The organism is Ruegeria sp. BF10, from assembly GCF_056538725.1.
The window spans coordinates 153,057-171,411 of sequence record NZ_JBQFTR010000005.1 but is presented as its reverse complement, the minus strand read 5'-3'; the positions used below and the strand labels follow the sequence as shown (position 1 = coordinate 171,411).

General features: G+C 59.1%; 21 protein-coding genes. 13 read left to right on the top strand and 8 right to left on the bottom strand.

All coding sequences use genetic code 11. From position 1 onward, the window contains the following. Positions 1 to 9: 9 nt before the first annotated feature. Positions 10 to 819 (bottom strand): 4-hydroxy-tetrahydrodipicolinate reductase, encoded by an 810-nt coding sequence (gene dapB / locus ACR0DJ_RS17715; protein WP_480685877.1) that lies wholly within the window; start codon positions 817 to 819, stop codon positions 10 to 12. Positions 820 to 910: 91 nt separating this feature from the next. Here dapB and rbfA point away from each other — a divergent pair, with 91 nt between their 5' ends. The 6 genes from rbfA to rpsO all read left to right on the top strand — a co-directional run bounded on the left by rbfA (position 911) and on the right by rpsO (position 5,052). Further along, on the top strand, positions 911 to 1,306 hold the full coding sequence (rbfA, locus tag ACR0DJ_RS17710; protein WP_152459376.1) for a 30S ribosome-binding factor RbfA: 396 nt from the start codon (positions 911 to 913) through the stop codon (positions 1,304 to 1,306). Beyond that, the gene (locus ACR0DJ_RS17705) at positions 1,303 to 2,040 is read left to right on the top strand and encodes a phosphodiester glycosidase family protein (RefSeq protein ID WP_170346687.1); all 738 of its coding nucleotides are present in this window, start codon (positions 1,303 to 1,305) and stop codon (positions 2,038 to 2,040) included. The genes rbfA and ACR0DJ_RS17705 overlap by 4 nt, the downstream gene beginning before the upstream one ends. Before the next feature lie 60 nt (positions 2,041 to 2,100). Next, complete coding sequence (truB, locus tag ACR0DJ_RS17700) at positions 2,101 to 3,006, top strand: tRNA pseudouridine(55) synthase TruB (RefSeq protein WP_170346688.1); 906 nt, start codon at positions 2,101 to 2,103, stop codon at positions 3,004 to 3,006. Positions 3,007 to 3,027: 21 nt separating this feature from the next. After that, on the top strand, positions 3,028 to 3,531 hold the full coding sequence (locus ACR0DJ_RS17695) for a DUF1643 domain-containing protein (RefSeq protein WP_170346689.1): 504 nt from the start codon (positions 3,028 to 3,030) through the stop codon (positions 3,529 to 3,531). A gap of 94 nt (positions 3,532 to 3,625) precedes the next feature. Continuing rightward, a complete protein-coding gene (locus tag ACR0DJ_RS17690; RefSeq protein WP_480685875.1) occupies positions 3,626 to 4,639 on the top strand; it encodes a calcium-binding protein in 1,014 nt (337 codons plus the stop codon). 143 nt (positions 4,640 to 4,782) lie between these two features. Then, a complete protein-coding gene (gene rpsO, locus ACR0DJ_RS17685; RefSeq protein WP_152459381.1) occupies positions 4,783 to 5,052 on the top strand; it encodes a 30S ribosomal protein S15 in 270 nt (89 codons plus the stop codon). Between the two features lie 162 nt (positions 5,053 to 5,214). Here the strand turns inward: rpsO and ACR0DJ_RS17680 are convergent, their stop codons facing one another. The 3 genes from ACR0DJ_RS17680 to ACR0DJ_RS17670 all read right to left on the bottom strand — a co-directional run bounded on the left by ACR0DJ_RS17680 (position 5,215) and on the right by ACR0DJ_RS17670 (position 8,253). After that, entirely contained in the window at positions 5,215 to 5,967 is a 753-nt protein-coding gene (locus ACR0DJ_RS17680; RefSeq protein WP_480685873.1) for a class I SAM-dependent methyltransferase, read from the bottom strand. 342 nt (positions 5,968 to 6,309) lie between these two features. After that, a complete protein-coding gene (locus ACR0DJ_RS17675; protein ID WP_480685871.1) occupies positions 6,310 to 7,911 on the bottom strand; it encodes a BCCT family transporter in 1,602 nt (533 codons plus the stop codon). Positions 7,912 to 8,091: 180 nt separating this feature from the next. Further along, positions 8,092 to 8,253: a hypothetical protein gene (locus ACR0DJ_RS17670; RefSeq protein ID WP_480686306.1), complete on the bottom strand. Its 162-nt coding sequence runs from the start codon at positions 8,251 to 8,253 to the stop codon at positions 8,092 to 8,094. Positions 8,254 to 8,391: 138 nt separating this feature from the next. Between ACR0DJ_RS17670 and pnp the strand changes: the two genes are divergently transcribed. Both pnp and ACR0DJ_RS17660 read left to right on the top strand, forming a co-directional pair. Further along, positions 8,392 to 10,542, top strand: coding sequence for a polyribonucleotide nucleotidyltransferase (pnp, locus tag ACR0DJ_RS17665; RefSeq protein ID WP_425079984.1), 2,151 nt, complete (start codon positions 8,392 to 8,394; stop codon positions 10,540 to 10,542). A gap of 177 nt (positions 10,543 to 10,719) precedes the next feature. Then, positions 10,720 to 11,727, top strand: coding sequence for a Hint domain-containing protein (locus ACR0DJ_RS17660; protein ID WP_480685869.1), 1,008 nt, complete (start codon positions 10,720 to 10,722; stop codon positions 11,725 to 11,727). 7 nt (positions 11,728 to 11,734) lie between these two features. Here the strand turns inward: ACR0DJ_RS17660 and ACR0DJ_RS17655 are convergent, their stop codons facing one another. Further along, positions 11,735 to 12,370, bottom strand: a complete 636-nt coding sequence (locus tag ACR0DJ_RS17655; RefSeq protein WP_170346695.1) for a DUF1326 domain-containing protein — start codon at positions 12,368 to 12,370, stop codon at positions 11,735 to 11,737. A 235-nt stretch (positions 12,371 to 12,605) separates the two neighbouring features. Here ACR0DJ_RS17655 and ACR0DJ_RS17650 point away from each other — a divergent pair, with 235 nt between their 5' ends. The 4 genes from ACR0DJ_RS17650 (at position 12,606) to ACR0DJ_RS17635 (ending at position 14,180) form a co-directional block, all read left to right on the top strand. Next, a complete protein-coding gene (locus tag ACR0DJ_RS17650) occupies positions 12,606 to 12,878 on the top strand; it encodes a PepSY domain-containing protein (RefSeq protein ID WP_171233448.1) in 273 nt (90 codons plus the stop codon). Positions 12,879 to 12,901: 23 nt separating this feature from the next. After that, the gene (locus tag ACR0DJ_RS17645; protein ID WP_480685867.1) at positions 12,902 to 13,423 is read left to right on the top strand and encodes a helix-turn-helix transcriptional regulator; all 522 of its coding nucleotides are present in this window, start codon (positions 12,902 to 12,904) and stop codon (positions 13,421 to 13,423) included. Between the two features lie 134 nt (positions 13,424 to 13,557). Beyond that, positions 13,558 to 13,920, top strand: a complete 363-nt coding sequence (locus tag ACR0DJ_RS17640) for a hypothetical protein (protein WP_480685866.1) — start codon at positions 13,558 to 13,560, stop codon at positions 13,918 to 13,920. 83 nt (positions 13,921 to 14,003) lie between these two features. Further along, complete coding sequence (locus ACR0DJ_RS17635; protein WP_480686305.1) at positions 14,004 to 14,180, top strand: hypothetical protein; 177 nt, start codon at positions 14,004 to 14,006, stop codon at positions 14,178 to 14,180. 291 nt (positions 14,181 to 14,471) lie between these two features. On the opposite strand, the gene ACR0DJ_RS17630 is transcribed toward ACR0DJ_RS17635, so the two are convergent. Continuing rightward, positions 14,472 to 15,122 carry a peroxiredoxin gene (locus ACR0DJ_RS17630; RefSeq protein WP_117871788.1) on the bottom strand — a complete coding sequence of 217 codons (651 nt, stop codon included), beginning with the start codon at positions 15,120 to 15,122 and terminating at the stop codon, positions 14,472 to 14,474. A 213-nt stretch (positions 15,123 to 15,335) separates the two neighbouring features. Here ACR0DJ_RS17630 and ACR0DJ_RS17625 point away from each other — a divergent pair, with 213 nt between their 5' ends. Further along, the gene (locus ACR0DJ_RS17625; RefSeq protein ID WP_480685863.1) at positions 15,336 to 16,775 is read left to right on the top strand and encodes an aldehyde dehydrogenase family protein; all 1,440 of its coding nucleotides are present in this window, start codon (positions 15,336 to 15,338) and stop codon (positions 16,773 to 16,775) included. A gap of 59 nt (positions 16,776 to 16,834) precedes the next feature. Here ACR0DJ_RS17625 and ACR0DJ_RS17620 read toward each other — a convergent pair whose 3' ends face one another. Both ACR0DJ_RS17620 and ACR0DJ_RS17615 read right to left on the bottom strand, forming a co-directional pair. Continuing rightward, positions 16,835 to 17,272 carry a glyoxalase superfamily protein gene (locus tag ACR0DJ_RS17620; protein WP_480685862.1) on the bottom strand — a complete coding sequence of 146 codons (438 nt, stop codon included), beginning with the start codon at positions 17,270 to 17,272 and terminating at the stop codon, positions 16,835 to 16,837. 175 nt (positions 17,273 to 17,447) lie between these two features. Further along, positions 17,448 to 18,299 carry a bifunctional helix-turn-helix domain-containing protein/methylated-DNA--[protein]-cysteine S-methyltransferase gene (locus ACR0DJ_RS17615; RefSeq protein WP_425079980.1) on the bottom strand — a complete coding sequence of 284 codons (852 nt, stop codon included), beginning with the start codon at positions 18,297 to 18,299 and terminating at the stop codon, positions 17,448 to 17,450. Positions 18,300 to 18,355: the final 56 nt, after the last annotated feature.

Genomic DNA, 18,355 nt, shown 5'->3' with positions numbered 1-18,355 from the left:
GTCTATGGCTCACAGCCCCAGCACATCCACCATGTCATATTGGCCCGGCGCCTTCCCCTGCCCCCACAGCGCCGCCTTCAGCGCACCACGGGCAAAAATCGCGCGGTCGCTGGCCAGATGGCGCAGAACGATGCGTTCACCGGGGGCGGCGAACAACACGTCATGCTCGCCCACGATGTCGCCGCCACGTATGGCATGAAAACCGATATCTCCGCGTTTGCGGGGACCGGTCATGCCGTCGCGACCCCGGTCGGACACCTCCGACAGTTTGACGCCGCGTCCCTCGGCAGCGGCCTCGCCCAACATCAGAGCGGTGCCGGATGGTGCGTCCACCTTGTGATGGTGATGCCCTTCGATGATTTCGATATCAAAATCCTCATCCAGTGCAGCCGCGACTTTCTTGGTCAGTTGCACCAGCAGGTTGACGCCAAGGCTCATGTTCCCTGCCCGCACGATCACCGCGTGGCGCGAGGCCGGTTCCAGCGCGGCGATCTGCTCATCCGTCATGCCGGTTGTCCCGATTACATGCACACAGCGCGCCTGCGCGGCCAAAGCGGCAAAGTCCAGCGTCGCCTCGGGTGCGGTGAAATCGATCACCGCCTGTGCCTGCGCGAAGGCTTCCAGCGGGTCATCGGTAACTTTGACGCCCAGCGCCTGGCCACCCATGGATTCGCCCACATCCTGACCGACCCAGTCATGCCCTTTGCGCTCGACCACGCCAACAAGACGGGCCTGATCACTGTCGGTTACGGTGTTGATCAGCATCTGCCCCATACGGCCCGAAGCCCCTGTGATGACGATCCCCGGAATATGGGTCATGGCGGTATTCCCTTGCTGCAAACTGCTCAAAGCCTCCTACCCCGTTCGCGCCCGCTTGGCAAAGCCCCGGTTTGCGCTTAGATCGGGGATTATGGCAAAGAACAAATTCCACGATGGCCCCGGCCCGTCCCAACGACAGCTGCGCGTCGGCGAACTGATCCGCCGCACCCTGTCCGAGGTTCTGGCGCGCGGAGATGTCCACGACCCCGACCTGAACCGCATGTCGATCACAGTGGGTGAGGTGCGCACCTCGCCCGATCTGAAAATCGCCACCGCCTATGTGCTGCCCTTGGGCGGCAAGGGGCAGGAGGACGTGATCGATCTGCTCGCCCGCAACAAAAGTGAACTTCGGCGCATGGTTGGCAAGAAGGTCGGTCTGAAATTTTCGCCCGATCTGCGGTTCCGCCTTGATGACACGTTCGACCGTCTGGACGACACCCGCCGCATGTTCGAACAGGACGCGGTGCGCCGCGATCTGGACGAGTGATCCGGGCACTTGTCACATTGGGCGCGGTTGTCTGGGCCGCGCAAGCCTCTGCGGTCACTTGCGAAAAGCTGACCTATGATGACAAGCGCTATACCGTCTGCGAAGTCGACGCGGCAAACGAAGACCTGCGCCTGTTTCTCAACGACGAAAACGGGGATCTGCTGGGGCATTTCTCGTCGGTGAACGAGGCGCTGGCCCCCGGCGGCAAGCGTCTGGCCTTTGCCATGAACGCGGGCATGTATCACGATGACCGGTCGCCCGTCGGCCATTATGTCGAGAACGGCAAAGAGGTCATGCGGGTGATCTCCAACCCCGGCCCCGGCAATTTCGGCCTGCTGCCCAACGGCGTGTTCTGCATCCGCGAGGGCCGGGCTGATGTGTTCGAGACGCTGGATTTCCTCGATCAGGCCCCCGACTGCCGGTTCGCCAGCCAATCCGGCCCGATGCTGGTGATCGATGGCGAGTTGCATCCCCGGTTCCTGCCCGATTCGACCTCGCACTATGTGCGCAACGGGGTGGGCACCAGCGCCGATGGCACCCGGGCGGTGTTTGCGATTTCCGAAGATTACGTCACATTCCACGAATTCGGCCGCCTGTTCCGGGACGTGCTGGAAACTCCGAATGCGCTGTTCTTCGACGGCAATATCTCTCGCATGTATGACCGCGCGAACAATCGGTCCGATGTCGGGTTTTCGCTGGGACCGATCGTGGGTGTGGTCGAAGACGCACCTTGAAATTGACAGGGCGATGGCGATCCGCTAGGTCGCGCGCCTCAGCAAGATTGAAGGTGCTTTATGGGACGCAAACGCAAGGGTCGCGACATTTCCGGCTGGTTGGTGGTGGACAAGCCCGCGGGCATGACGTCGACCGCCGTGGTCAACAAGGTGCGCTGGGCGATGGATGCCAAGAAGGCAGGCCATGCGGGTACGCTTGACCCCGAAGCGACCGGCGTTCTGGCCGTGGCTCTGGGTGAGGCGACCAAAACCGTTCCCTACATCACGGACGCTCTGAAAGCCTACACCTTCACTGTCCGTCTGGGCCAAGCCACCAACACTGACGATGCCGAGGGCGAAGTGATTGCCGAAAGCGATGCGCGTCCGTCAGACGAAGACATCAAGCAGGCGTTGACCCCGTTTCTGGGCGACATCATGCAGGTCCCGCCCAAGTTTTCCGCCGTGAAAATCGACGGCCAGCGCGCCTACAAACTGGCACGCGACGGCGAGGACGTTGAACTGACCGCACGGCCCCTTTGGGTCGAGGAACTGATCCTTGTCGACCGCCCCGACGCAGATCACGTGGTGCTAGAGATGACCTGCGGCAAGGGCGGATATGTCCGCTCGATCGCCCGCGATCTGGGTGAAGCGCTGGGATGCCACGGCCACGTCCGGGAACTGCGCCGGATCTGGTCCGGACCGTTCGAGGCCGAAGACGGGTTGAGCATCGAACAGATCGACGAAATGGCAAAGACCACGGCGCTGGACGACTATCTGCACCCGCTGGAAGCCGGCCTGTCGGACCTGCCCGAGCTCAAATGCACCCCCGAAGGTGCAACCCGCCTGCGCAATGGCAACCCGGGTATGGTGTTGGCCTCGGATGTTGAATACGGCGACGAGGCATGGGCCTCGCTGGATGGCAAGGCCGTGGCCGTGGGGGTTTACAAATCGGGCGAATTGCATCCCAGCCGGGTGTTCGCCGCCTGAACCACGTGTTAGGCGAAAAGCATGATCACCCGAACGCACACCAAGGGCGATGCGCCCTCGACCGCCATTTACTCCGACTGCGAGAAATACCGCTATAGCCTGACCCGTGTGTGGGACCCGGCAGGGCGCAAGGCGCTGTTTGTCATGTTGAACCCGTCTACCGCGACCGAAGTGCAGAACGACCCGACGGTGGAACGCTGCGAACGCCGTGCCCGGGCGCTGGGGTTCGGCGCGTTTCAGGTGACCAACATCTTTGCCTGGCGCGACACCGATCCGCGCAAGATGCGTGCCGCTGCCGATCCGGTAGGCCCGGAAAATGACGCCGCCATTCTGGAAGGTGTTCGGTGGGCCGATCAGGTCATCGCCGCCTGGGGCACCCATGGTGCGCATCTGGACCGGGGCCCGGCGGTGGAAACCCTGCTGCGCCGGACCGGCCAGCCGCTGTTCCATCTGGGCTTGACCAAAGACGGCCACCCCAAGCACCCGCTTTATATCGCCTACAGCCAACAGCCCGAGCAATGGTGATAAAGTATTAACCATTTCAATAACTTGACTTTGACCCGACCGCCGATTGCGTGGGATGTTCACCCGCGGAGCATTCTGCGATCGGAGAGGTGTCATGTTTCTGGCCGGATTGATCGGACTCGCCGCCATCGGCGGTGCCGCGTACGCGATGAGCGACATGCTGATCGAAGACGAGGACGTATCAGAGGACGACCCCAATGATGACGCAGAAACTGAACCCGACACCGGAGAGTTTCTTGAGATTGGCGAAAACGTCGAAGACCCGGTAAACCCCGACATCGAAACCCCATCCACTGGAACCGTAATCTCTGAATTCGAAGGAGATCTCGTGATTGCCGGCAGCGATGGCCCGGACCAGATCACCGGTCAGGACGGTGTTGACCAGATCAACGGGTTTGGCGGCGATGACACCATCGACGGCGGCCAGGGCGACGACGTTCTGCACGGGGGCGACGGTACGGACACGATTGCGGGCGGTCAGGGTGATGATGTTCTGCACGGAGAGGCGGATGACGACTTTCTGTTCGGCAATCAGGGGGACGACGCCCTGTTCGGCCATTTCGGGGACGACACCCTGGATGGCGGCGAAGGCGAAGACGAGCTTTACGGCGGTCAGGGTGACGATACTCTGATGGGCGGGGCCGATGATGACGCGTTGCAGGGCGGGTTCGGAGACGATGCGCTGAACGGTGGCGCAGGTGAAGATACGGTCTTTGGCGGCGACGGCGACGACTTTGTCTTTGGCATCGAAGAGGGCGCAGCCGAAAAGGATTTCCTGAACGGCGGCGACGGTGACGACACCATTGTGGCAGGCGGCGGGGATGTGGTGACCGGTGGGCAGGGCGCCGATGACATCGTGCTGAGCCCGGGTGACGAAGACGTCACCGTCATGGGCTTCCAACCCGGCGAGGACAAGCTGCTTGTCACCTGGGAGGATGAGGCCGACCCGGAGATTGAGGTGGAACCCGACGCGGAAAATGCCAACCTGACGCGGGTCATGATCAACGGTCAGGAAGTGGCGCAGGTATACGGGGCCGAAGGTATGTCGGTGGCCGACATTCAATTGATCACCGAAGCGCAACTGGCCCAGTGCGGGCAGGTGGTCTGATCCCGCAAATTCCCTTTGCCATTTGGTGAAAATGCGCCTATACGCGCCCATCCGCATCGGAATCGGTGCGGTTTTCTCCATGGGCCTGTGCTGGACGACATCCCGGCCTGCGCCATCAACTCTAACCTTTGAAGGAGACCCCGATGTCGATTACTGCTGAAGAAAAAGCACGCGTCATGAAAGAATTCGCAACCAAAGAGGGCGACACCGGTTCGCCTGAAGTACAGGTTGCCATCCTGACCTCGCGCATCACCACTTTGACCGAGCACTTCAAGACCCACAAGAAAGACAACCACGGTCGTCGCGGTCTGCTGAAGATGGTTGCCCAGCGCCGTAAGCTGCTGGACTATCTGAAAGGCAAAGAAGAAGCACGTTACCAGGACCTGATCAAAAAGCTGGGCATCCGCCGCTAAACGCTTTTTCGCAGATGACCTGAAACCGGATATTCCGGTTCGACGCCCGCCAACCGGCGGGCGTTTTCCGTTGGATCCACCGCAAGCGATACCCCCCCTTAACTTGCCAGAGCAGCTGGACATTCCCCGACGGTCAGGGAATGTCCGTTGCGGCACTTGGTTTTAGGCTTTCTGCGTGTTTTCCCAACGCGTGGCATAGTCACTTTGCGACACATTTTCACTTGTCTTGGTGCCGACAACAGGTTTTCGAACCACATAATCCAAAAGAACAGGCAATCCCGGACCAAAAGTTCCCAGCGGTCGCGGACGTTTCTTTGTCTTGTTGGGGTCCGTCATTTTCACCACGTCACGAGCAGCGTATGGCCTCAATGGCTGCCACACGCATTTCAGAGCCTCATAGTTCATGGCGTTTACCCAAAAGCCGTACACGATCTCTGGGCAAATCTGATAGAAGCCGTGATTGATCCAGTTGTTCGATGGCGAATGTGCGATAAACACACCCCCGGGCTTCAGCATCTTGTCAATGTTCCGGTAGGCGGTCGGCAAATCGAACACGTGCTCGCAGGTTCCACCGTCATAGATAACGTCAAACCGACCAACCAGATTTTCAGGCAAATCCCCCGCGAGATCCTGAACGATGCTCGCACCTTCGAAGTCCGAAAAATCCAGCGAATCCACTTCCGAGAATCCAAGTTTTCGAAAGAATGTTTCCGAGTATCCATCATCCGGGTTGCGAAGGTCAGCTTCGGCCACTCCGGGCAGGTATTTCTGCAAGGTTTCCCTGAACAATGCGGCGGACGTAGACCGGCGCGCACCGATCCAATCCTGCCGCCCCAGCATCAGAAAGCTTCCTGACAGGTCATTGGATTTGACATCTTCGATCAGGCGCGCAGCCAGGACATCAACAATTGACACTTGTTCCTCCGAAGGGTGGCTGAAAGCGGTTTTCTACGCGTGAACGTCCTATTCTGAGTATTCAATGTCAACGCGATAGCAGCGTCCCGGAACACGCGGCAAAGCGGGCATTTTCCCGGTCAACGCAAAGTTGGCAGCTTCCCGGCTTCAATGACAACCTGCGCCCGGGTGTTCGGCATCCGGCATCCAACGCTGCGCCCGACCCTTGCGGTTTTGTTCGCGCTGGCGGGTGTATGATTGCGGTCAAGACACCGCGCAGATCATTTCACCTTACGCTGGCTTCACAAAACCGAAGGCGCCCACCAATCGATGGGCGCCTCGATCCTGGAAGAATGCGCGCCTTCACATTTTCGCTTTTTCTGATTTCAACGCCAGCCACAGGCAGTAGCACATCATCAGAACCACCAGCGTAAAGGGGATGCCGGTTGAAACCGCCGCGCCCTGCAATGCGGACAGTCCGCCTCCCAACAGCAATGCGATGGCAACCAGGCCTTCCAATGTGCACCAGAACACACGCTGAACCACGGGCGCGTCCATCTTGCCGCCTGCCGTGATCGTGTCGATCACCAACGACCCTGAATCGGACGAGGTGACGAAGAAGATCACGATCAGGACAAGCGCGATCGGGGCTACGATGCTGTACAGCGGCAGTTCCTTCAGGAAGCCGAACAACGCTCCCTCGGGGGCGTAGCTGTCAATCACGGTCGCGCGGACGCCTTCCGCTCCGCCTGCGTTCAACATGTCGATGGCGGCGCCGCCGAAGGTTGACATCCACAGGGCGCAGACGGCTGTCGGCGCCAGCAGCGCGCAGATTATGAACTCGCGCACCGTTCGACCCTTCGAGATCCGGGCTATGAACATGCCAACAAACGGTGACCATGCGATCCACCACGCCCAGTAGAAGGTCGTCCAACCGTGGAAATAGCTGGTGTCTTCTCGTCCGAACGGGTTCGACAGCGCGGGCAGGTGCAGCACGTAGTCGGTCATCACGCTGAAATACCGCGCGATGGCCGTGCCGATGCCCGTTACAGCGATGACGAAAAGGAATAGTCCGACGGCCATGACCATATTGATCTCACTCAGCCGTTTGACGCCCGCATCCATGCCCAGCAGAACCGAGCCCAGCGCAATCAACGTAATGCCGATGATCAGCAAGACAACCACAGTGGGGCTGGGTTCGATGCCGAAGACCTCGTAAAGGCCAGCCGCAACTTGCTGCGCCCCCAGGCCGAGCGACGTGGTCAGACCGAACAACGTGGCAAAAACCGCCAACGTGTCGATGATATGGCCCCACCAGCCCCAGACCCGTTCTCCAAGGATCGGATAGAAGGCCGAACGCAAGGTCAGGGGCAGGTTCAGATTGTAGCTGAAGATTGCCAGGCTCAGGCCGACTGCGGCGTAAACCGCCCAGCCTTCCAACCCCCAATGGTGAATGGTTCCGACGACACCGGCATATTCATTTCCAGGCACCGCGATATTAATGCCCAGCGGTGCCGCGTTTCCGCCCTCGGCAAAATTGTAATAGACCGGCTCCATCACTCCGAAAAACAAAAGACCGATACCAATACCAGCGGCGAACATCATCGCGATCCATCCGGCGTAGGAATAATCAGGCTTGGCGTCCTTGCCGCCGATCCGCACACTGCCGACGGGCAGGATGATCAAAACCAGGCAAAACAGGGTGATTGCATCAACCGAAAGGACCAGAAACCAATCGAACGTGCTGGTCAGCCAGGGCCGGAGCCATCCGAAGAACGAGGCCGCCGCCTCTTGGTTGGCCAATGCGATCAGAACGAACGCAAAGATCATGATACTCGAGATCAGAAAGACCGGGTTGTGGATGTCCAAGCCAAACGGCCGGACATTGTCCTGCCCCAGTTCATATTCCGTTTCGAAGTCGTAAATCCGGGGATCCGGATCCAGCATCTTCTTTGTCTGTGCCATTCGATTGCCCTTCTGTTCGCTAACTGCAAACGCCAAGGTACTCGGTCGGCGGACGGGAATGAGTTTGTTAACCCCCTTGGCGCGTTTCCGTCATTTCGACCGCGGGCTTCATGATAAAAGCTTATACTGCCTTCATATTTTTACAAAATGCATTCGATTGCGGATATGTTAGCGCTACAGTCAATTCCGGATTTCCGTGGCCCCGTATCCGAAAAAGAACAGCGACTTTACAGGTTGATCGTTGTTCAGGCTTGAATCTTTTGCATCGGACACAGCAGAAGCCAGCCCCGGCATGAACCAGCCATCCGATGCAGTTTCGCTTTCCTTCCAACGCATTCTCATGTATGCGCGCGGTATCTGAGACGTTGTGCCCTGACCCTGGCACTCGAATGGAAGATAAATTGGGGTCGGCGGCAATGGGGCCGCCACGCAAAACGGGAGACCCGCAGGGGCGGGAGTGCTCCCATCTAGGATACGCATATGTTTGATGTAACGAAAAAATCAATTCAGTGGGGCGAAGAGACGCTGACACTGGAAACCGGCAAGGTTGCCCGTCAGGCCGACGGCAGCGTGATTGCCACCCTGGGCGAAACCAGCGTCATGGCCAACGTGACCTTCGCCAGGGAACAGAAGCCCGGTCAGGACTTTTTCCCGCTGACCGTGCACTATCAGGAAAAATACTATGCCGCCGGCAAGGTTCCGGGTGGCTTCTTCAAGCGCGAAGCGCGCCCGACCGAGAAAGAGACGCTGACCGCGCGTCTGATCGACCGTCCGATCCGCCCGTTGTTCGTTGACGGCTTCAAAAACGAAGTTCTGGTGATGTGTACCGTGCTGAGCCACGATCTGGTTAACGATCCCGACATCGTTGCGATGATTGCTGCTTCGGCTGCTCTGACCATTTCCGGCGCGCCGTTCATGGGCCCGATTGCCGGTGCCCGTGTTGGTTTCGTGGATGGCGAATACGTCCTGAACCCGACCGTGGACGACATGCAGGACCTGCGCCTGAACCCCGAACAGCGTCTGGACCTGGTTGTGGCCGGCACCAAAGACGCCGTGATGATGGTGGAATCCGAAGCGTACGAACTGTCCGAAGCGGAAATGCTGGGTGCGGTGAACTTTGCGCATGAGCAGATCCAACCGGTCATCGACCTGATCATCTCGCTGGCGGAAGAAGCCGCGAAAGAACCGTTTGACTTCCAGGCGCCGGATTATTCCGAGCTTTATGCCGCCGTCAAGGCTGCCGGTGAAGAGCAGATGCGCGCCGCCTTCGCGATCACCGACAAGCAAGAACGCACCGCCGCTGTTGCCGCTGCCCGCGAAGCGATCAAAGAGGCGCTGACCGAAGAGCAGCTGGAAGACGGCAACCTCGGTTCCGCGATGAAAAAGCTGGAAGCCGGCATTCTGCGCGGCGACGTCGTCAGGGGCGGCAAGCGGATCGACGGTCGCTCGACCACCGATATCCGTCCGATCGTTGCAGAAACCTCGATTCTGCCCCGGACCCACGGTTCTGCCCTGTTCACCCGCGGTGAAACACAGGCGCTGGCCGTGACCACGCTGGGCACCGGCGACGACGAGCAGTTCGTCGACGCGCTGCACGGCAACTTCAAATCGAACTTCCTGCTGCACTACAACTTCCCCCCGTATTCGGTGGGTGAAGTTGGCCGTGTTGGCCCTCCGGGCCGTCGCGAAGTGGGCCACGGCAAACTGGCCTGGCGCGCGCTTCAGGCGGTTCTGCCTGCGCCGACCGATTTCCCCTACACCATCCGCGTGGTGTCGGAGATCACTGAATCCAACGGATCAAGCTCGATGGCCTCTGTCTGCGGCGGTTCGCTGTCGATGATGGATGCGGGTGTTCCGCTGAAAGCGCCGGTGGCCGGTGTGGCCATGGGTCTGATCCTGGAAGATGACGGTGAGTACGCTGTTCTGACCGACATCCTGGGTGACGAAGACCACCTGGGCGACATGGACTTCAAGGTTGCGGGCACCGAGAACGGCATCACCTCGCTCCAGATGGACATCAAGGTTGCCGGCATCACACCGCAGATCATGGAAACCGCCCTGGCACAGGCCAAGGAAGGCCGGATGCACATTCTGGGCGAGATGGGCAAAGCCCTGTCCGAGACCAACGATTTCTCGGTCCACGCCCCGCGCATCGAAACCATGAACATTCCGACCGACAAGATCCGCGAAGTGATCGGTTCGGGCGGCAAGGTCATCCGCGAGATTGTCGAGGTTTCGGGCGCCAAGGTCGACATCAACGACGATGGCGTCATCAAGATCGCCTCGCCCGATGGTGAGTCGATCCAGAAGGCCTATGACATGATCCATTCGATCGTGGCAGAACCTGAAGAAGGTCAGATCTATACCGGCAAAGTGGTCAAGATCGTCGATTTCGGCGCCTTCGTGAACTTCTTCGGCAAGCGTGACGGTCTGGTCCACGTGTCGCAGATCGAAAACCGCCGCCTGAACCATCCGTCGGATGTTCTGAAAGAAGGTCAGGAAGTCAAAGTCAAACTGCTGGGCTTTGACGATCGCGGCAAGGTGCGCCTGTCGATGAAATGCGTCGATCAGGAAACCGGCGAAGAGATCGTGCCTGAGAAGAAAGAAAAGAAAGAGGAAAACGCAGAGTAATCTGCCCCTCTGAAAGACAGCGGAAGGCCCCGGTTTCAACCGGGGCCTTTTTTTGTTTGCGCGGCAGCGGGATGGTTAACTGCGGCGCAATTTTGGTAAATCAATTATTAACACTTATTGCGTGTATTAGCTCAACCTTAAGGGGGATATTGCCGTTTTCAAGGAAGCTGTTCGACCGTGGCATCGATTACTGTTTACGAAATCAGCGCAGACCCGTTCAGCAACCGCAGTGTTGATATTACTGCTGCGTATTCTGTCGAAGTCACGGATAATGACGCCCTGCTGCAAGATCCCGACCCGGATGGCAGCTCGCAACTCGACCTTGGGTCTCTGCCCGGCTTTTCCGGCTCGACCCAGAATTTCAGTACTTTCGAAAACTATACGGGCACGGTCGATGGCGCGCCGGTCACGTTTATCCTGATCCAGTTTTCAAACCCGCGTTACATCATAGTCACTTCGGGTCAGGCTGAACTGAATGACACGATTTCAGACACCAGTTTTTCCGGCATCGCGCCGCCCTCTACCTATAGCACTTTGCCTTCTTTCGTGTGTTTTACCACAGGATCTCTGATCCAGACACCGACTGGACTGCGCCGGGTCGAGGCACTGGAGCCCGGCGACCCGGTCATCACCGCCGGCGGCCATGCCCGCCCGGTCCGCTGGATCGGCAAGCGCCGGTTGTCCGCGTCCGAGTTGCGGCGAAACACGCACCTGTCCCCTGTACGGATCAAGGCGGGCTGTTTCGGGCCGAACGGCCCAAGCCGCGATCTTGTCATTTCCCCACAGCACCGGATTGCCGTGACCTCGGCCATGATGGAGCTGATGCATGGCGAAGCGGCCATGCTGGCCCCCGCAAAAGGGCTGATCAATGGGCACACCATCGTTCAGGAAACGCCTGCACATGGGGTGGAGTACATTCATATCCTCTTTGATCAGCATGAGTTGGTGAATGTCGAAGGACTCTGGTCCGAGTCCTTTTACCCCGGTGACACAAGTCTTGAGGCAATGGCACCCGCCACCCGAAGCGAACTGTTCGAACTGTTCCCGGAACTGGCCAATGGTGAAGGCGGTTATGGTTCAACCGTATTGCCGGTCCTCAAACCCTTCGAAGTCCGGGTGCTGTCGGCGGATCTGGCGGTTCCGGGCTGGAAGGTCCGCCCCAATGAATCCGCGAAAGCCGCCTGACAGCAGGTCAGTGCGCGACACCACCGGGGCCGTGTTTCAAAACATGCCACTGGCCGTAGCTGTCTTTCAGATCCAGTTTGATCGCCGCATCGGCTCGGGTCGAGGCGCTGCCGATCTCGGCAATGGTGAATTCGATCCCGCCGGGAATATCGATGCGTACGCGATGTTCCCCGCCGCCATGCGGGGCCTGAATCGGGCGCCCGGTCGACTTTAGAACGTCACCAACGGCGACGCTGGCCGTTCGCCCTTCGATATCCATCGCAAGCTCAATCGGCAGGTACAGCGTGTCATGTACCGTCTCACACATGGCCCGGAACACGTACCAATGCGTTGCCATCTCTTCGGTTTCTTCGCCGTGAAAGACTTTTTCCAGCGCATTGCGCTGCGCCGCTGTGGCCCCGGGGTCGACGATCACCTGCATTTCGCCGCCACCCTCGAATATTGGCCCGGGCCATGCATAGATCAGGGCGGCCCTGGTTCCACTCAGATCCGTTTCGCCAAAATATCCGTTGGATATTTCAAGCACCTCGAAGCCGCGGCAATCGCCATGCGTCGGCAATTCCTCGAACTGGCAGGGGCAGGCATAACCGCAATTGCAGTTTCCGAAGCTTTCCCCTTCGACGTACCAATCTGTAAAAGCCATGGTCTTCTCCTGTTCAAGACAGTCAGAAAGCCCGACATCGTTGGTCACATGCCCATATGTATCCGCAACACAAACTATCACAATTTGATTGCAACCTGAACCTGACGGGCGGAAACGGCCGCAAATTGCATAAACCTTGGTTCAATTCGCCCCGTTTCAACCAAAAGCCAATCGCAGGTCTCCTCTGCCATCCCCAGTTCGACCGCATCGCCACAACGCAAAAAGGAGATGCGATATGGAAACCTTGAAACTGCTGACACTGACGGGATTGATCGCAACCGCACCGGTTCTTGCTTTGGCCAATGTCGGACTGGGTGACAAACTGGGCACAAGCGAAGCCGATATCCGCGCGGCGCTGGAAGCCCAAGGGTACCAGATCGAAGAGATCGAGTTCGAAGGCGGGAAGATCGAGGTTGAACTCACCAAGGATGGCGTGGAAACTGAACTGGTTCTGTCTGACACGGACGGGGTGGTGACAGCCATCGAGCTCGAAGAAGACGACGACTGAACCTGCAACGTCCAAGGGGCCGCATGAAAGTACCTCAAACGTCTTTGCTCTGGCTCCTTCTGGTGGTGCAGGCCCTCTGCGCCACCTTTTTCATGACGGATGCGCTGCTGGATTGGACGGGCGGCGACGGCGCGGGCTTTCGTCACCTTCATTCGTTCGAGCTGTTTCTGTCTCTGGCGCTTGTCGGCGGCCTGAGCGCCACGATCGCCCTGATCCGTACCCAGTCCAGACGGGTGCGCGGCATGCAGCGGCAACTGCAAGTGGCGCAAGGGGCCTTTGCCCAGGTCATCGAAACCCAGTTCAGCGAGTGGCAGCTGAGTGATGCTGAGCGTGACGTTGCCATGCTGACGATCAAGGGTCTGTCCATCGCGGAAATCGCCGGAATGCGACAGACGAAAGAAGGGACGATCAAGGCCCAAAGCGCTGCGGTCTATCGAAAGGCGGGCGTTTCCAGCAGGGTTCAGTTGCTCAGTTTTTTTGTCGACGAACTCCTGTCAGAACCGTTGGTCAGAGAAGTGCCAAACCCACCAGCCAGTCTGCCCTGAAACAGTGGCATACCCTCGTGCCTATTCACTCACACATTCCTAAAGACACGTGAAGTGAAGCCCCGGCGCCTTTCACTTTTGGCCAGCCGCGCCCACACCCGTGGCATGCAGATTTCGGAACACTGGAGATGGTTATGTTCACGCGCCTCATTCTCGCGTCTACGGCTCCGGTGATCAGCGCAACGGCGCTTGCCGCGCCGAGCCTGGGCGACGGCACTTATGTTCACGGCTTCATCGGCCACAGCCTGCTACAGGACAGCGATTTCACCGGAACGATCGGTGGCGCGACGCAATCGGTCGATACCGATTTCGACGCAGGTTTCGGACCGGGCCACGCGACAGGCAAGGAAATCCCGCAATGGTCCAATGACATCATCGGAACGCGGATCGAGTTGGAAGGGTCTTATCGCGACAGTGACGTGGATGGTGTGAGCTTTACCTGCAATGGTCCGGGGCCCGGGGGCAATAGCTCGGGCGACGTCACGCAGACCTCGTAATTGCCAATCTGCTGTTCGATTTCAGACAGACCGGTGCGCTGACACCGTTTGCCGGGTTTGGTCTGGGTACCACCTGGTCGTATTTGGATTTTTCTTATGGACCGGGTGTGGCGCTGGACGATACCGACACCACTTTGGCCGCCCAGCCGATCGCCGGTGTGGCATATGACATCAACGCGTCGACAACGCTCACCGTTGACGCCCGTTACGCCCGTGCCTTTGTGTACTGTCGCAGCGCCTGGCCCCCAACGGAGCTTTGACCGGCAACGTAGAGGACGATCTGGATACATTCAGCGTCAGTTTCGGACTTCGCCATAATTTCTGATTGCTTCGGGTGTCAGGTTTTTCTCCGGTTTCCTGCCCCTTTTTGCCCTCGCGCCTCAGGTGCGGGGGCACCCGGAAAACCCGAAAAACGCAGCACGCGCTGGACATACCGGCAGTCGCCCGGCCTGCAACAACCGCCCGCTTCATCTGGCTAAAAATATCCTCGGGGGGAATCGTGCCGGCAGGCACGATGGGGGGCAGACAGCCCCCCTGACCCGGCAACCGGCTTACGACGGCGCTTTGGTCTTGCGCAGATAGGGAAAGATCGTTTCAAACTCGCCAAACTTGGCCTTGGCGTCTTCGTTCGACACGGTTGGCGGGATGATCACGTCTTCGCCCGGCACCCAATTGGCAGGCGTCGCAACCCCCTTGGCCGACATCTGCAACCCATCAAGCGCGCGCAAGATTTCGGCAAAGTTCCGGCCCACGGTCATCGGGTACGTCATCGACAGCTTCAGCTGCTTGTCCGGGCCGATGATGAAGACCGAACGCACCGTGGCACTGTCAGCCGGTGTACGGCCATCAGGCAGATATGCTTCGGCGGGCAGCATGTCGAAAGCCTTGGACACGGCCAGACCTTCATCGGCGATGATCGGAAAACCGGGGTTGGCCTTGCCGTATTCCTCGATGTCCTTCTTCCACTTCTTGTGGTCTTCGACACCATCGACTGAAACGCCGATCACCTTGGTGTTGCGCGCGGCCCATTCGTCATTCAACTGCGCAACGGCCGAAAACTCGGTGGTGCAAACAGGTGTGAAATCCTTTGGGTGCGAGAACAGAATGGCCCAGCTGTCGCCAATCCAGTCGTGGAACTGAATAGTGCCCTGATCCGTTTCTGCCGTGAAATTCGGAACGGTGTCGTTGATACGCAAACCCATGGGGCATCTCCTTTTCTGTGAAAAACCTGAGTCGGTCGTCTGGAACCTAATCACTTTGCGCGCAGGTTAAACCAGCCATCGTATCCAGAGATACGGATTTCGTGAGCCTGACCGAAAAAAAATTTGATCAAATTCACTATTGCTCAGCCTGTGCATGGGTGACAGAGTGGCCCCGAACAGCCGGCTTCAGGCGAACCTTCAGGAGGGCTCAGGATGATCGAAAAGCGGGATTTCTACATTAACGGTCAGTGGGTCGCCCCGTCGCAGCCCAATGACTTCGAGGTCATCAACCCCTCGACCGAAGAGCCCTGCGCAGTAATCTCGCTTGGGGCCGAAGCCGACACGAATGCAGCCGTTGCCGCAGCCAAGGCCGCCTTGCCAGGCTGGATGGCCACGCCAGTGGAAACCCGCATCGCGCTGGTGGAAAAACTGGTCGAACTCTATGCAAGCCGGTCAGAGGATCTGGCGCAGGCGATGTCACTTGAAATGGGCGCCCCGATCGATCTGGCGCGCGCGGCGCAGGCTGGTGCCGGCATCTATCATCTGAAGAACTTCATCCGCGCCGCCAGAGGGTTTCAATTTGAACGCCCGCTGGGGGATCATGCACCGAATGATCGCATCATCTACGAGGCGGTTGGCGTTGCCGCTCTGATCACGCCGTGGAACTGGCCGATGAACCAGATCACGCTCAAGGTGGGTGCTGCCTCGATTGCGGGCTGCACGATGGTTCTGAAACCGTCGGAACAAAGCCCGCTGAACGCGATGATCTTTGCCGAGATGATGGACGAGGCAGGCTTCCCGCCCGGTGTGTTCAATCTGGTCAACGGCGACGGGGCGGGTGTTGGTTCGCAGCTTTCGGGTCATCCGGATGTGGACATGGTCAGCTTCACCGGTTCGACCCGCGCAGGCGCCGCGATTTCCAAAAACGCGGCTGATACCCTCAAGAAAGTACATCTTGAGCTTGGAGGCAAAGGGGCCAACGTCATCTTTGAGGATGCAGACGAAAAAGCGGTCAAGCGCGGGGTGCTGCACATGATGCAAAACACCGGCCAAAGCTGCAACGCCCCCAGCCGGATGCTTGTGCAGCGCCCGATCTACGACAAGGCTGTGGAAACAGCGGCCGAAGTTGCAAACATGGTCAAGGTTGGCCCTGCCTCAGAGGAAGGTCGCCACATCGGTCCGGTTGTGAATGACGTTCAGTGGAGCAAAATTCAGGACCTGATCCAGAAGGGCATCGATGAAGGGGCGCGGCTGGTTGCAGGCGGCACCGGACGACCTGAGGGGCTGAACAAGGGTTACTATGTCCGCCCCACGGTCTTTGCCGATGCAAACAACCAGATGACCATCGCCCGCGAAGAAATCTTTGGCCCCGTTCTGACCATGATCCCCTTCGACACCGAAGAGGAAGCTGTCGAAATCGCCAATGATACGCCCTATGGCCTGACGAATTATGTTCAGACACAGGATGGTGCGCGAGCCAACCGCATGGCGCGGGCTCTGCGGTCGGGCATGGTCGAAATGAACGGACAATCGCGCAGCGCGGGCTCACCGTTCGGCGGCATGAAGCAATCCGGCAACGGGCGGGAAGGCGGCGTCTTCGGTCTCGAGGACTTCCTTGAAGTCAAAGCCGTCAGCGGCTGGGCCGCAGAGTAACTTCACCTGCGAAGCAGACAGATTGGGCGGGGCAACACGGTTGCCTCGCCCATAACGCTTTATACGGGCCGCACCACAAGCTGGGGTTCGCCATCGGACGTGTGGCGTCGGGACCGACCGTCCCACCCGATCTCTCCGGTGACGCGTTGCCGAAATGCAGAGAAACTGTCAAAGCGCACCACATCTACCGGCGTGTCGAAATGCAGGGTCACTCGGCGGCGCGCGCCATCGCCCAGCATGGTCATACCGCGAATTTCGGCCGTGAACGCCTGACCCAGATAGCGCCCTTCGACCCGATCACCCACGCGCAGATGCATCCGGTTTCCGGCCATTGCATGCAAGGTGTTCCAGTCTCGAACACCATGCTGATGGGCCAGCAGTTCCAATGCCGCGCTGTGCGACAGCAAAACGCCCTTCGTCTTCAATTCTTCCCGCAGGCGTTTCGCCTGCCCTTTCAGCTCTTCAACCGGAGCAACGGTTCGGGATCGTGTCATCATGTGCCTCGTTTCCTTGAACGGGCGCGAAATCAGGACGGGGCTCGCATTACCATCCGCGCGCCTGGAAAGGGCAACAGATGCTTTTCATAACCGGGTTTCACCAAAGCCAATGGCCGCGAACGGCAGGGGACCCGAACCTGAGGTGCCTTTTGGCAGCGGTCAGGCCGTCTGTCAATCAGGCGTCTGCCTGCGCCGCCTCGTAGGCCAGCATGGCACGCTTGACCGGCAAGCCCCAGTGATAGCCTCCCAGGCCACCTGATTTGCGCAAGGCACGGTGACAGGGGATCAGCCAACTGACCGGGTTGCGGCCAACTGCCGTTCCCACGGCGCGAACGGCTTGCGGAGAGCCGACCCGCTGGGCGATCTCGGAATAGGTCGTGACCTGCCCGGACGGGATATGCATCAGCGCTTCCCACACCTTGATTTGCAAAGGTGATCCGATCAGGAAAACCGGTGTTGGCTCCAACCGGTCGCTGGCAGCGCCAAAAGCACTCAGCGCCCAAGGACGCAGGCGCATCGGATCTTCGACGAACGTCGCCTTGGGCCAGCGCGAGATCATATCATCCATCGCGGCCTCTTCGCCGGTCTCGGCCCCGAAGGCCATGCCGCAGATGCCCTTGTCGGTACCCATGACCAGCGCAGGGCCAAAGGGGCATTCGAACCACCCCCAATAGATCGTCAGACCTTCGCCCTTGCGGGCATATTCGCCGGGGCTCATGGATTCCCACTTCAGGAACAGATCATGCAAACGTCCGCTGCCGGACAGCCCCACATTGTGTGCCGTTTCCAGTGTCGTGAACCGTTCGCGCAGCAATGCCTTCGCATGGCCCAGTGTGAGGTATTGTTGGTACCGTTTCGGCGACACCCCGGTCCAACGCGAGAACAGGCGCTGGAAATGGGCCGGGCTCATATCCATCTGGCGTGCCAGTTCATCAAGGCTCAGGCCCTCGCCGCCCTGATCGATCAACTCGATTGCGCGGCGCATGACGTTATAATGGTATCCGCTTTCCGGGGTCTGGACGTTCATGGTTCCACCTCATCTTCTGACAAAACCATAGCGCGCAGGCCACGCTGCCGCGACCC